The sequence below is a fragment of the Mycobacterium scrofulaceum genome (assembly GCF_001667885.1).
Classification (GTDB): Bacteria; Actinomycetota; Actinomycetes; order Mycobacteriales; family Mycobacteriaceae; genus Mycobacterium; species Mycobacterium scrofulaceum_C.
The window spans coordinates 1-12,694 of the sequence record NZ_LZJW01000060.1 but is presented as its reverse complement, the minus strand read 5'-3'; the positions used below and the strand labels follow the sequence as shown (position 1 = coordinate 12,694).

The following is a 12,694-nucleotide window of genomic DNA, read 5'->3' as shown; positions in this document are numbered from 1 at the left end:
ATTGCCGCGACGGCTGCGATTGCGGGCGATCGACGACCGCCAGGGCAATCTCGGTGCAGCCCATGACCCGGCCTCGCGTTTCCACGCTGACGGCCGCAGCACTCGCCCTGGTGGCGGTGCTGCTGGGCGCGACCGCCGTGCTGCTCGACTACTCCGGCCAACCCCCCGGCGGCAAGATCGTTGTGACGGTGCGGGTTTGGGCCGATCAGATCGCCGCGGCGTATCGACGGTCCTTCGAGGCGTTCAACCGCACGCATCCCGAGATCACGGTGCACACCAGCGTGGTGTCGTATTCGACGTACTTCGACACGCTGCGCACCGATGTCGCCGGCGGCAGCGCCGACGACATCTTCTGGCTGTCCAATGCCTACCTGGCCGCCTACGCGGACAGCGGCCGGCTGATCAACATCGGCACCGCCCTCGAACCGGGCTCCGCCTCGCGGTGGGACCCGGCCGTCGTCGACCAGTTCACCCGCGGCGGCGTGCTGTGGGGTGTGCCGCAGCTGACCGACGCCGGAATCGCGCTGTTTTACAACGCGGACCTGCTCGCCGCGGCCGGCGTCGATCCCGCCCAGCTGAACGGTTTGCGCTGGGGCGCCGACGGCGACGACACCCTGCGTCCCATGCTGGTCCGGCTTACCGTGGACGCCGACGGACACGCCGGAAACACGGCCGGTTTCGATGCCCGACGGGTTCGGCAGTGGGGCTACAACGCCGCCAACGACCCGCAGGGCATCTACCTCAACTACATCGGTTCGGCCGGCGGAGTTTTCCAGCGCGGCGACCAGTTCGCTTTCGACAATCCCGGGGCGGTGCAGGCCTTCCGCTATCTGGTCGGCCTGATCAACGACGACCACGTCGCGCCGCCCGCCTCGGACACCAACGACAACGGTGACTTCTCCCGCAATCAATTCCTGGCCGGCCGGATGGCGCTCTTCCAATCCGGCACCTACAACCTGGCGCCGGTCGCCCGCGATGCCCGCTTCCGCTGGGGCGTGGCGATGATGCCGGCCGGCCCGGTGGGCCGGGTGAGCGTCACCAATGGCATTGCGGCGGCGGGCAATGCCGCGACCAAGCACCCCGAGGCGGTGCGTCAGGTCCTCACCTGGATGGGCAGCAAGGAGGGCAACGAGTACCTCGGGCGCGAGGGCGCGGCAATCCCGGCGGTCCTCTCGGCTCAACCGGTTTACTTCGATTACTGGTCCGCCCGGGGCGTCGACGTGACGCCTTTCTTCGCCGTGCTCAACGGCCCACGTATCGCAGCGCCCGGCGGCGCCGGCTTCGCGGCCGGCAACGACGCCCTGCGGCCATACTTCGACGAAATGTTCCTGGGCCGCGGCGATGTCGCGGCCACCCTGCGTAGGGCGCAAGCGGCCGCGAATGCCGCGGCGCAGCGTTAACCGGGCAGCACCAGCACCGGCACGGGGCTCTCGCGGATGATCTTGGTGCTGCGGGACCCGAGGAAGACCCGCCGGATGTCGCCGCGGGGCCGGGTACCCAACGCCAGGATCTCGCCCTCCTGCCAATCCGCTTTTTCGAGCGCCTCTTTCCAGCTTCGGCCGGTAACCACCTGCAGCGCAACGTCTTCGCTCACAATGCCGTCGGTCTTGAGTTCCTCGAGAATGCCGCGCACTTGGGCGGCCCAGGCCTGCAGCACCTGATCCTCGACCTCGAGCCCGACCTCCGGGGGGTACATCGTCTTGCCGCGGACCGCGAACGTGATCACTCGCACCGGCACGCCGAATCGCCGGCCGAATTCATAGCAGCGCTTCACCACGTCGACCGAGTCCGGGGTGGCCGAGTAGGCACAGGTGAGCCGGGTCAACTTGCCTTGGTGTGAGCGGTAATTGCGCGGGCTGATCGCCACCGGCACCGGCGACGCGTGCAGCAGCCAGTCGGCGGTCGAGCCGATCAGCACCTGGCCGCGCCCGCCGCTGGGCAGCGAGCCCAGCACGAGCACGTCGGCGTCCACCTCGTGGATGATTTCGAGGAGTCCCCCGGACACCGATCCGTGCGCGCGATGCAGGTAGCTGACCTCGATTCCGTCGGCCGCCGTGTCCAGGAAGCGGGCGGCCTCCTTCGCCGATTCGGCGGCCATCGTGTCGGCCCACAGTTCGTATTCGGCGTCGATGCGGGCCCGCGACGGTGTGAGCCACGGCTTGGGCACGATGGTCGCCACGGTGACCGAGGTTGCGCGGGTCCGCGCGATGCGCACTCCCAGATGCAACCCGGAGAGCCCGACCTTGCCGGCCCGGTATCCCACGACGACGGTCACAGCGCGTCCCGCTCTAGCGCTCCGGCGTTGAGCGCACTGTGATGGCGGCCCCACACGAAGTAGAAGATTAACGCGAGCGCGATCCAGCCACTGAAGGCAATCCAGGTGTACCAATGCAGGCTGGCGAGGATGTATCCGCACGCCAACACCGAAAGGGCGGGCGTGACGGGATAACCGGGCACCTTGAAGCCCCGCGGCAGGTCGGGCTCGCGCACGCGCAGGATGATCACCCCAGCGGAGACGACGACGAACGCGGTGAGCGTCCCGATGGACACCATGTCCGCAAGCTTGTCCAGCGGGATGAAGGCGGCCAGCGCGGAGGCCGCGATGCCCACGATCACGGTGTTGCCCACCGGCGTCATGGTCCGCGTGTTCACCCGCGCGAATCGCGTGGGCAGCAACCCGTCGCGCCCCATCGCGAACAGGATCCGCGTCTGCCCGTACATGGTGACCAGGGTGACCGAGAAGATCGAAATGACGGCGCCCGCAGCCAGGATGGTGCTCGCCCAGCTGCCACCCGTCACGTTGTCGAGGATGGTGGCCAACCCGGCCTCCTGTTGCCCGGCGAAGTCCCGCCACGGCTGGGTGCCCAGCGCGGCCACGGCGACCAACACGTAGACGCTCGTCACCGTCACCAGCGCCGCGATCAGCGCGCGCGGCATGGTCTTCTGGGGGTCCTTCACCTCGTCACCCGCGGTGGACACGGCATCAAGCCCGATATAGGAGAAGAAGATGGTCCCGGCGGCCGAGCCGATTCCCGCAACGCCGAAGGGCGCGAAGTCGTGGAGATGGTGCGCGTCGAACGCCGTGAACGCCAGGATCACGAACATGATCAGCACGCCCAGCTTGACGAGCACCATGATCGTGTTGACCCGGGCCGATTCGCTGGCACCGCGGATGAGTAGCAACGCGCACATCGCGATCAAGATGATCGCGGGCAGGTTCACATAGCCGGGCCGGGCGTCCCACGGCGCGGCCGACAGCGCGTGCGGCAGCTGGAAACCAAAGACGTTGTCGAGCAGCTTGTTCAGGTAGCCGCTCCAGTTGACCGCCACCGCGGCGGTCGACACCCCGTATTCGAGCAGCAGGCAGGCCGCCACCCCCATCGCCACGACCTCGCCCAGGGTGGTGTACGCGTACGAGTACGACGACCCGGAAACCGGCACGGCCGAGGCCAATTCGGCGTAGCAGATGGCCGCGAGCCCGGCGGCGACCCCGGCGATGAGAAAGGACAGGATCACTCCCGGGCCGGCTTCGGGCACGGCCTGGGACATGACGAAGAAGATGCCCGTCCCGACCGTCGAGCCGACCCCGAACATGGTCAGCTGGAAAGTGCCGATGGTCCGCTTGAGGTGGTCCGCGGCCCCGTACGCGACGGGCGTGCCGACGACCGGCCGGCGCCGCAGCATCTGCTCCTTGAGGCTGATCGACGTGGGTGGCAATTGCCCCTCCTTGCTCGATCAGCTGATTATGGGCCAGCCTCCCGCAACGCAGAAGCGAACTGCTCAATCGCCCAGTCGATCTCCTGCTCGCTGATCACCAACGGTGGCGCGAACCGCAACGTCGAGCCGTGCGTGTCTTTCACCAACACGCCCCGGCCGGCCAACCGAAGGCTCATCTGCTTGCCCGTCCCGAGACGCGGGTCGATGTCCACTCCGGCCCACAATCCCAGTCCGCGCACCGCCCGTACGCCGTGACCCCGCAGTGCGCGCAGCCGCGCGTGCAGGTGCGCGCCCAAAACCGCCGAGCGCGCTTGGAATTCTCCGCGGCCCAGCATGGACACCACGGTGGTTCCGATCGCCGCGGCCAACGGGTTACCGCCGAAGGTGGAGCCGTGTTCGCCGGGATGCAGCACGCCCATGACCTCGCGGTCGGCGACCACCGCCGACAGGGGTACTACGCCACCGCCCAGCGCCTTGCCGAGCAGGTAGACGTCCGGCACCACGCCCCAGTGGTCGCACGCGAACGTGTGTCCCGTGCGCGCCAGCCCGGACTGGATCTCGTCGGCGATCATCAGCACGTTGTGCTCGCTGCACAGGGCGCGCACGGCCGGCAGATAGTCGTCGGGCGGAACGACGATGCCCGCCTCGCCCTGAATCGGTTCGAGCAGGACGGCGACGGTGTCGTCGTCGATCGCGCGGGCCAGCGCGTTGGCATCGCCGAAGGGCACCGAGCGGAATCCGGGCGTGAAAGGTCCGAACCCGTGCCGCGCCGTCGGATCCGAGGAGAAGCTGACGATGCTGATCGTGCGGCCGTGAAAGTTGTTGTCGGCCACGATGATGTTGGCGCGACCGTCGGGGACGCCCTTGACGTCGGCGCCCCACTTGCGGGCGATCTTGAGGCCGCTCTCCACGGCTTCGGCGCCCGAGTTCATCGGCAGCACCAGGTCTTTGCCGCACAGCCGGGCAAGGGCGGCGCAGAATGGGCCGAGGGTGTCCGAGTGGAATGCCCGGCTCACCAGCGTGACGGTGTCGAGCTGGGCGTGGGCCGCCGCGGTGATCTCCGGGTTGCGATGGCCGAAGTTGACCGCCGAGTAGGCGGCCAGACAGTCCAGGTAGCGCCGACCCTCCACGTCGGTGATCCAGGCGCCCTCCGCGCTGGCCGCCACCACTGGCAACGGCGAATAGTTGTGTGCGGCATGGCGTTCAACCAGCTCGATGGCGGCCTCGGTCGCGGTCGCGGTCCGGGCGTCGAGGACCGTCATGGGAATACCTCCAATGTGCAGCACTTGACCGAACCGCCACCCTTGAGCAGCTCGGCCAGGTCGACGCCGACGGGCTCGAAGCCGGCGGCGCGCAATTGTGCCGCGAATCCCGTTGCCGCGGCGGGCAAAACGACGTGCCGTCCGTCCGACACGACGTTCAGGCCGAGTACGAACGCGTCGGCGCTTCCGACGACGATCGCGTCGGGAAACAGCGCCTGCAGTTGGTCCTGCGCGGCGGCGCTGAACGCCGGCGGGTAGAACGCGATCGTGTGGTCGTCGAGCACGGCCAGCGCCGTGTCGAGATGGTAGAAGCGCGGATCCACCAATTCGAGTGAGACGACGGGTAGGCGAAGCGCCGCGGAGATTTCCGGGTGCGCCCGCCGGTCGGTGCGAAAGCCGTAGCCCGCCAACACCGTTTGCCCGACCATCAGCAGGTCGCCTTGCCCCTCGTTGGTATGGCGGGTGGACACCGGCCGGTACCCGATGGATGACATCCAGTCGGCATAGGCACGCGATTCACCGGCCCGCTCGGCGAAGCGAAACTTCGCGACGATCGCGACGTCACCCGCGATGAATCCGCCGTTGGCGGCGTACACCATGTCCGGCAGCCCGGGCTCGGGCTCGACCACGTGCACCCGGTGACCCAGCCGGACGTAGGTCGCGCGCAGCTCTTCCCATTGGGCGAGCGCGAGCCCGACGTCGACGGGCGTCGCCGTGTCCATCCACGGGTTGATCGCGTACTCGACCGCGTAGAACGTCGGCGGCGTCATCGCGTAGCGGCGGGCGGTTGGTATTCGGGGGTGCGCGGCAGGCGCCGGGGCGGACCTGGGCGCGGCGACGTGTTGTTCCGTCATAAATCAACGGTATTTGCCGCCCGTAGCGCAATCAAATGCTAGCTGTTGCGTGTCCATATGTGATTTATTGCGTTAGAGTGGACTTTGCATCGATCTATTGCGCAAGGCTGAACGGAGGGTGATGGAGCGCCTCGACGAGACCGACGCCCGCATCCTGACCGAGCTGACCGAAAATGCGCGGGCGACGTTCGCCGAAATCGGTGACAAGGTGAATCTGTCCGCCCCAGCGGTCAAGCGCCGCGTCGACCGGATGCTCGACGCCGGCGTCATCAAGGGGTTCACCACGGTCGTCGACCGCAACGCGCTCGGCTGGAACACCGAGGCCTACGTGCAGGTGTTCTGCCACGGCACGATCGCGCCCGATCGGCTGCGCGCGGCCTGGGTGGACATCCCCGAGGTGGCCAGCGCCGCGACGGTGACCGGCACATCGGACGCCATCCTGCACGTGCTGGCTCACGACATGCGTCACCTGGAGGCCGCCCTCGAGCGCATCCGGTCCAGCGCGGACATCGAGCGCAGCGAAAGCATTGTGGTGTTGTCGAACCTCATCGACAGGATGCGCACCTAGCGGCGTCGCGCGCGTAACGCCAGGGCGCAATTCGAGTCGAGTTTTCCGCCCTGGCGTTACGCCCGCAGGCGGAAGAGGCGCTTGAGCCGTGACGGCCGTGACGCAGGAGGCCGGCGAGATGCGTAGGGCCACGGTCGGTTTCGCTCGGGAACGGATTCGGCCCGCGCGTGTTTGAGCTGCGCCCGCAGGTGCTGTCGCAGGCTATGCAGGTCCGGATCGGACCAGCGGTTGATCGCTTCGACCGGGTCGGCGGTCAGGTCATACAACTCCCACTGGTCATCGAGGGGAGACGTCCGATATGCCTCTCCCCCGAGCCCATTGGCCGCCAGATGCCGCACGCCTGGTTCGGTCCAGGTGCCCGGATCGTCGAAGGTGCGCACCAGCTTCCACAGGTGACCGGTGCCGCCGGCGGCCGTCGCCTCGTCGACGCGGACAACCAAGCCCTCGAAGTTGGAGGCGGTGTGGGCCGGGATTCGGATGCGCAGCGGCGCAGGGGGATTGACGGTCCGCTTCAAGCGGCGCGCCAATCCCGATGCGCCGCTGTCCCCTTCGAGCATGTTGTCGCGGGTCATCAGGTACACGGCCCGGTTCGCGTCGGCCGGGCCGCCGTCCACGATGGGCATCAGGTTCCGGCCGGGCAGCGGGTGGACTTCCGAGAACGACTCGGCCAGCGTCGCGGACACCGCAGCGACATCGACGCCCGCGGCCGCCAGCAGGGTGGGCACCAGGTCGACGTGTGAGGTCGGCGCCGAGACGAGCCGAGGTTGCGTGCGGCGCTCGCCGATGCGCGCGATGACGAAGGGAACGCGGGTGGCCTCGTCGTACAGGTTGAACCACTTCTGGTGCAGACCACCGTGGGCGCCCAGCAGGTCGCCGTGGTCGGCGGTGCGCACCAATACGGCGTCGCCCGAACCACTCTCGGTGACGGCCCGCCTGACGCGGTCGATCGGTCCGTCCACCTCTGCGTGCAATCGGTAATACAGGTCACGGTAGCGCTGCGCGTTGCGCGAGTAGGTTCGGTCGATCGCGGCCGCGGGGCCGTAGCCGGAGTAGTACGCCTCGCGGAAGGCGATCTGCGCCGCGGGCTTCGTGGACAGGTCCTCGCCCGCGGTCGGCGCGGCGGGCACCGGCGGCGGATCGAGCGGCGACGGCTTGACCGGGCTCCGCCGCGACCATGCCGGGAAAAGCACGATGTCGTGGGGGTTGACGAAGCTGGCGACCAAAAGGAACGGCCGCAAGGCGGCGGGGTCACCGGCGCGGCGGCGGGCGTAGCGGTCGGCCAGCCACGCGACCACCCGGTCCGCGATCAGCGGGTCGCGTCGCACACCGGCGTTGGCCAGCGCCGCCCCGTGCGGCTCGGGACCGACCCATCCGGAGAACCCGAACGGCCCCAACGGGTCTGCGTTCAGATAGCGCCGCACGGCGGCTTCGTCGACCACGCCGTTGTCGTCGTTGGTCGCCAACGGTCGACCGGTCCCGGGGTCGAGGAGATCGGCGTGCGAGATGTGCCACTTGCCGTCGTAGTGGGTGTCATAGCCGGCCGCCCGGAACCAATTGCCGAGCGTGGGAACCTCGCCCGCACGCAGCCAGCGCATGCGTGAATCGTCCGCGGTCTTCCCGATGCCATCGGTCTGGGTCACACCGTGCAGGTCGGGGTAGTGGCCGGTGAAAATGGTCGGGCGGCTCGGCACGCAGGCCAGTGAGCCGGTGTAGTGCCGGGTGAAGCTGACCCCGTGATCGTCAAACCACTTGCGGCCGGAGAGGATTCGGTCGCGCCACGCGAGCACCTCGGGGGCCTCATAGGGCGGTAGCGCGCGTTCCTCGTCCGTCATGATGACGATGACATCGGGCCGGTCAGACACGGGCACGCTCCAATCGGTCGGCGAGGCCGGCGAGCATCACTTCGGACTGCCGCGCGAGAAAGCGGCACAGGGCGCGCTCGGCCAGGTTTTGCATTGCGTGCGGCCCGATTTCGACGGTGCTGGTGAGGGTCACCAAGGTGGTGGCCGAGTCGCCGGTCGGTTCGAGCGTCCAGCGGTTGGAGACCCTGCGCACCCGGGCGGGTAGACCTTCGATGTCGTAGCCCAGGGCGTGGGGCGGGTCGAATTCGGTGATGCGCTCGACGAGGGCGTCGCGCTTGACCTGCACCCGCCGGGAGGTGCCGACGGCGGACCCGTCGGGGCCGCGGAACAAGATGCAAGAGTGGTCGACGTTGCCGGCCCACGAACTGATCGATCCGAACTCCGCGAGGGTTTCCCAGATGTCGCCGATGCGGGCCGCGATCGAGCGAGTCCGGCGTATGTCGGCCACGCGCTCACGCTACGCGAACGGTCAGCGCGTCAGGTGGAATATCGTCTCGATCGCCACCGCGGCACCGCCCACCGCTATGGTCACCGCCAGCGACAACCAGTCGGCCAGTTTCGGCCGGGCCGGCGCGGCAGAAAGTTGGCCGATGCCCCCGCGGGCGGTGATCGCGTCACCCATCTCGTCGGCGCGGCGCAAGGTCACCACGATGGCGGCGGCGACCAAGTCGATCGAGTTGCCCGCGGTCTGCTTGACCCGAGCCTTGCGGGTCGGTGCCATGTGGTTGGGCCGCAACCGCCGAGCGGCGTAGAGCACCTGGAATTCCTCGATCAGCAACGGGAAGGCGCGCAGCGCCAGGGCCAGGGCCACCGCCCACTCGTCGACCGGGATACGCACCAGCTTGAGCGGGCGGCCCAAAACCGCCAGCGCCGGGGCGATTTCGGCGACATTGGTGGTCCAGGACACCATCGCCCCCAGGCCGAGCAAAACGAGGGACAACGCGGTGATCCGCAGGAAGTTCAATGCTCCACCGAGGCCTAGGTGGACCCCGGCGATCGACACCACCGGACTACCCCCGGCCAGCGCGGCCGTCACAAAACCCAACGCGATGAGGACCCAGAGCCAGCGCGGGATTGACGGAAGCGCACCGCGGGGGATGCGGGCGATCCGGATCGCCGTCAGCACCAACGCGGCCACCGCCCCGATCGTCACCCAACCCGGGTAGAAGGTCAGCAACACCGCTACACCGAACACCACGAGAAGCTTGGTGCCGGCCCACAAGCTGTGGATCGCGGACCCGCCCGGCACGGGAACCAGCAGCACCACCGGGCGGGAAGTGCGGCGCTCCTTGCCGCGGGGGGAAGACGAACTTGCGGTCACGACACACCCCCGGCCGCGGCGGTGGCCGTCACCTCTTGCAGCGCGCCATTCTGCACGTGCAGGGTCCGCGAGCAGACGGCTTCCAACCCCACGAAGTCGTGGGAGATGACGACGACGGTGAGCCCGCGGTGACGGCGCAGGTCGGCCAGCAGACGCAGCAGGCCCCGCTGGCTCCCGACGTCCAGCCCGGCCAGCGGCTCGTCGAGGATCAGCACGCGCGGCGAGCACGCCAGCAGGCCGGCCAACACGACCCGTCTCATCTGACCGCCGCTGAGCTGATCGATGCGCCGCCGCCCCATCGTGGGCTCCAGTCCGACCGCCGCCAGGGCAGCCGTCACCCGACCTTCGTCATGGGGCGAAAAGCCCGCCACCGAAGCAACTTCCAGACCGACGTGGCTGCGCATCAATTGCAGCCTCGCCGTCTGGAACGACAACGCCACCGCGCCGACGTGATCCCGGATCGGCTCACCGTCAAGCAGGCAGGCGCCGACCGTGGGGGCGGTCAGTCCGGCCATGATCCACGCCAGCGTCGATTTGCCCGAGCCGTTGCCCCCGTGAATCAAAATCCCGTCGCCTTGTTCCACGACGAAGTTGATATCGCGCAGCGCGGTCTTCGCCCACGGTGTCCCGCTGTTGTATTCGTGGCTCACGCCAACGATTTCCAGCACCGGCTTGCTTGGGCCGCGCCTGACGGCGGCGGATGGCAGCGGCGGCGGAGCCGTCTCGACCATGCCGGTGTTATCCGGGGAATCACTGAGGTTGATGGTCCGGTCCGCCGACGCGGCCTCGTTGTCGAAATGAGTGATGTGCACCAGGGCGGTCCGATGCCGCTTGGGCAGGCCGGACAGCACGTTCAACAGGACCTCACGCCCCCTCTGGTCGACCATGCTGGTGAACTCGTCCGCGATCAGCAGCGCCGGTTCGCGCGCCAGCGCCGCGGCGAGAGCGAGGCGTTGCAGTTCGCCGCCGGACAGGCCGCCGGTATCGCGCTCGGCAAAGCCCCCAAGGCCGACTTCCTGCAGCAAATGGTCGACGTCGACCTCTGTCCCCGGGGGCAGCCCCCACACCACGTCATCGGCGACGCGGGTTCCCAGGACCTGGCTCTTCGGGTGCTGCAGAACAAGCGCGGTGCCACCCAACATGCCCAGCCCCACCGCGCCCGGACGCTGCACGGTGCCCGATGTCGGTTGCCGGCCCGCCAAGATGAGCGTCAGCGTGGTCTTACCCGATCCGTTGGCGCCGATGACGGCGATATGTTCGCCGACCTGCAGTTCCAGGCTGAGCTCACGCAAGGCATCCTGCTTGGCGTGGGGGTAGCGGAACCGCACCCTGTCCAGCCGCACCGGGACGGGCCCGATGGGGGCGCCCGGAGGCTCGTCGGGAGCGTCGAGCTTGTGCACATCGGGGACGCTGCCCATTCGGTCCAGCAAGCGAGACAGTGCCCACCAGCCGATCCACGACGACACCATGACCCCATAGGTGACGTAGCCGAGCATCAACCACGGCCAGTAGTGCAGGCCGAATTCGAAGCAGCGCTTCACGTCGGCGCCGAGCCACCGCAGGTTCACCCGATCCAGGAATGCGACCAGACCGTCCACGTTGGCCGCCATCACCTCAAAGATCAGATGCCGCAACCGATTCAGCACCGCCAACGCGCCGACCGTCGCGCCGGCGACGGCGACCCCGACAATCAGGGACAAGACGATCACGGTGGGGGTGCCCCTGCCCCTGCGCTTGACGAAACCGGTCAGCCCGCCGATGTAGGCACAGTTCACGACCGTCACGAAGCCGCCCACCCCGGAGATCAGGAAGGCGATCATTCCGGCAGCAAACGTCGCCGCCAGCAGCACCCGCAGCCGGTAACGGTACGACAGCAGCCCCATCGGGACCGTGCCCAGCAGCGCCAAACCCTGAGCGAACGGGATGACACCGGCGATGATCGCGATCACCGCGCAAAGCGCCCCCATGACCGAGGCCTGGGCCAATTCGGTTGGGTGTAAAGGTCCACCCCGGCGGCGCGCACGGACGGGGCGACGGACTTTCACTTCACTGATTCTGCCAGGCCGCGGCCCCAACTCGGTTCGTCACACTCGACACTCCCGACCCCGTCAGGACCGGGCGCCTCTCGTCTCGCTTAGCAAAGCTATGGAACCATGGAGACATGGACAGAGTTGTCGAGACCGCAAACATCGGGACCCAGCAGCTGGGAGCCGACCTGCTCGCCGTGGTGGCGCGGCTCAACCGGCTGGCCACCCAGCGCATCCAGATGCCGCTGCCGGCGGCCCAGGCCAGGTTGCTCGCCAGCATCGAAGCTCATGGTGAAGCCCGGATCGGCGACCTCGCCGCCGTCGATCACTGCTCACAGCCGACCATGACGACGCAGGTACGCCGGCTCGAGGACGCCGGCCTGGTCACCCGAACCGTCGACCCGGGGGATGCCCGCGCTGTCCGGATCCGCATCACTCCCCAGGGGAAGCGCACGCTCAACGCGGTTCGCGCCGACCGTGCCGCGGCGATCGAACCGCAGCTGGCGTTGCTGGAGCCAGGTGACCGCCAGGTGCTGACCGACGCGGTCGAGGTCTTGCGCCGGCTTCTCGACAACGCGTCGCTGGCGGGGCGGCGCAACGCGCTGTGACGGCGCACCCACGTGGATGCACGACTGCCGGCGGGTAGACACTAAGTCGATCTGACCGGGTGAGAGGAAAGGTGGCGGCCATGCGGCCCGAGGCTTCCGGTTTCAGGGCCTCCCCGTTGACCGTGTGGGTCGGGTCGGCGCGCTTCGACTTCTCCCCCGGCCGCGACGTGATCATCGGCTACGGCCCGGGCAGCGACATCGCCCTCGAGCGCCTCGGGACTCCCAGCTCGCCGCCTCCGGCGCCTCGCCCCGAGGTGGTGCTGCGATTCGCCGGCACCCACTGGGTGGCGATCGACCTCAGCCACAACGGCATCTTCATCGACGGAGCGCGGGCCTCGACGGTCGCACTGCGCAATGGCCAGGCGATCAGCATCGGTGATCCGCAGCGTGGCCCCCGGCTGGTTTTCGAGATCGCTCCCCCGGCCCCTCCGCCACGGCAGCGACGCGTTGTCGAGAAGCCGGCGCAAGACCTCGA

Annotated in this window: 12 protein-coding genes; 4 read left to right on the top strand and 8 right to left on the bottom strand. The window is 68.5% G+C overall.

What is annotated here, in order from left to right:
• The first annotated feature begins 62 nt into the window (after window positions 1-62).
• Window positions 63-1,400 (top strand): ABC transporter substrate-binding protein, encoded by a 1,338-nt coding sequence (locus A5681_RS08280; RefSeq protein ID WP_067271979.1) that lies wholly within the window; start codon window positions 63-65, stop codon window positions 1,398-1,400.
• On the opposite strand, the gene A5681_RS08275 is transcribed toward A5681_RS08280, so the two are convergent.
• The 4 genes from A5681_RS08275 to ddaH are packed head-to-tail and all read right to left on the bottom strand — an operon-like array spanning window position 1,397 to window position 5,833.
• Window positions 1,397-2,275 carry a universal stress protein gene (locus A5681_RS08275; protein ID WP_067271976.1) on the bottom strand — a complete coding sequence of 293 codons (879 nt, stop codon included), beginning with the start codon at window positions 2,273-2,275 and terminating at the stop codon, window positions 1,397-1,399. The genes A5681_RS08280 and A5681_RS08275 overlap by 4 nt on opposite strands.
• On the bottom strand, window positions 2,272-3,717 hold the full coding sequence (locus A5681_RS08270) for an amino acid permease (protein WP_156737898.1): 1,446 nt from the start codon (window positions 3,715-3,717) through the stop codon (window positions 2,272-2,274). The genes A5681_RS08275 and A5681_RS08270 overlap by 4 nt, the downstream gene beginning before the upstream one ends.
• 26 nt (window positions 3,718-3,743) lie before the next feature.
• The gene (gene rocD, locus A5681_RS08265; RefSeq protein WP_067271973.1) at window positions 3,744-4,979 is read right to left on the bottom strand and encodes an ornithine--oxo-acid transaminase; all 1,236 of its coding nucleotides are present in this window, start codon (window positions 4,977-4,979) and stop codon (window positions 3,744-3,746) included.
• Entirely contained in the window at window positions 4,976-5,833 is an 858-nt protein-coding gene (ddaH, locus tag A5681_RS08260; RefSeq protein WP_067271968.1) for a dimethylargininase, read from the bottom strand. The genes rocD and ddaH overlap by 4 nt, the downstream gene beginning before the upstream one ends.
• 121 nt (window positions 5,834-5,954) lie before the next feature.
• Here ddaH and A5681_RS08255 point away from each other — a divergent pair, with 121 nt between their 5' ends.
• Window positions 5,955-6,401, top strand: coding sequence for an Lrp/AsnC family transcriptional regulator (locus A5681_RS08255; RefSeq protein WP_067271966.1), 447 nt, complete (start codon window positions 5,955-5,957; stop codon window positions 6,399-6,401).
• A gap of 56 nt (window positions 6,402-6,457) precedes the next feature.
• On the opposite strand, the gene A5681_RS08250 is transcribed toward A5681_RS08255, so the two are convergent.
• From A5681_RS08250 to A5681_RS08235, 4 genes are read right to left on the bottom strand one after another with little or no spacing between them, the layout of a single operon-like run.
• A complete protein-coding gene (locus A5681_RS08250) occupies window positions 6,458-8,263 on the bottom strand; it encodes a sulfatase-like hydrolase/transferase (protein WP_082968277.1) in 1,806 nt (601 codons plus the stop codon).
• Window positions 8,256-8,711, bottom strand: coding sequence for an SRPBCC family protein (locus A5681_RS08245; protein ID WP_067271964.1), 456 nt, complete (start codon window positions 8,709-8,711; stop codon window positions 8,256-8,258). Before A5681_RS08245 ends, A5681_RS08250 begins: the two co-directional genes overlap by 8 nt.
• 21 nt (window positions 8,712-8,732) lie before the next feature.
• On the bottom strand, window positions 8,733-9,584 hold the full coding sequence (locus A5681_RS08240) for an energy-coupling factor transporter transmembrane component T family protein (protein WP_067271960.1): 852 nt from the start codon (window positions 9,582-9,584) through the stop codon (window positions 8,733-8,735).
• Window positions 9,581-11,551, bottom strand: a complete 1,971-nt coding sequence (locus A5681_RS08235) for an ABC transporter ATP-binding protein (protein WP_156737909.1) — start codon at window positions 11,549-11,551, stop codon at window positions 9,581-9,583. The genes A5681_RS08240 and A5681_RS08235 overlap by 4 nt, the downstream gene beginning before the upstream one ends.
• Before the next feature lie 194 nt (window positions 11,552-11,745).
• Between A5681_RS08235 and A5681_RS08230 the strand changes: the two genes are divergently transcribed.
• Both A5681_RS08230 and A5681_RS08225 read left to right on the top strand, forming a co-directional pair.
• Entirely contained in the window at window positions 11,746-12,219 is a 474-nt protein-coding gene (locus tag A5681_RS08230) for a MarR family winged helix-turn-helix transcriptional regulator (protein WP_067271955.1), read from the top strand.
• An 80-nt stretch (window positions 12,220-12,299) separates the two neighbouring features.
• On the top strand, window positions 12,300-12,694 hold a 395-nt coding region (locus tag A5681_RS08225), incomplete at its 3' end, for an FHA domain-containing protein (RefSeq protein WP_231996249.1).

What these genes read in the sequence shown, in the direction of transcription:
- A5681_RS08280 (WP_067271979.1), top strand. Translation starts at nt 63, where the DNA reads ATGACCCGGCCTCGCGTTTCCACGCTGACGGCCGCAGCACTCGCCCTG.
- A5681_RS08255 (WP_067271966.1), top strand. Translation starts at nt 5,955, where the DNA reads ATGGAGCGCCTCGACGAGACCGACGCCCGCATCCTGACCGAGCTGACC.
- A5681_RS08235 (WP_156737909.1), bottom strand. Translation starts at nt 11,551, where the DNA reads ATGGGGGCGCTTTGCGCGGTGATCGCGATCATCGCCGGTGTCATCCCG.
- A5681_RS08230 (WP_067271955.1), top strand. Translation starts at nt 11,746, where the DNA reads ATGGACAGAGTTGTCGAGACCGCAAACATCGGGACCCAGCAGCTGGGA.
- ddaH (WP_067271968.1), bottom strand. Translation starts at nt 5,833, where the DNA reads ATGACGGAACAACACGTCGCCGCGCCCAGGTCCGCCCCGGCGCCTGCC.
- rocD (WP_067271973.1), bottom strand. Translation starts at nt 4,979, where the DNA reads ATGACGGTCCTCGACGCCCGGACCGCGACCGCGACCGAGGCCGCCATC.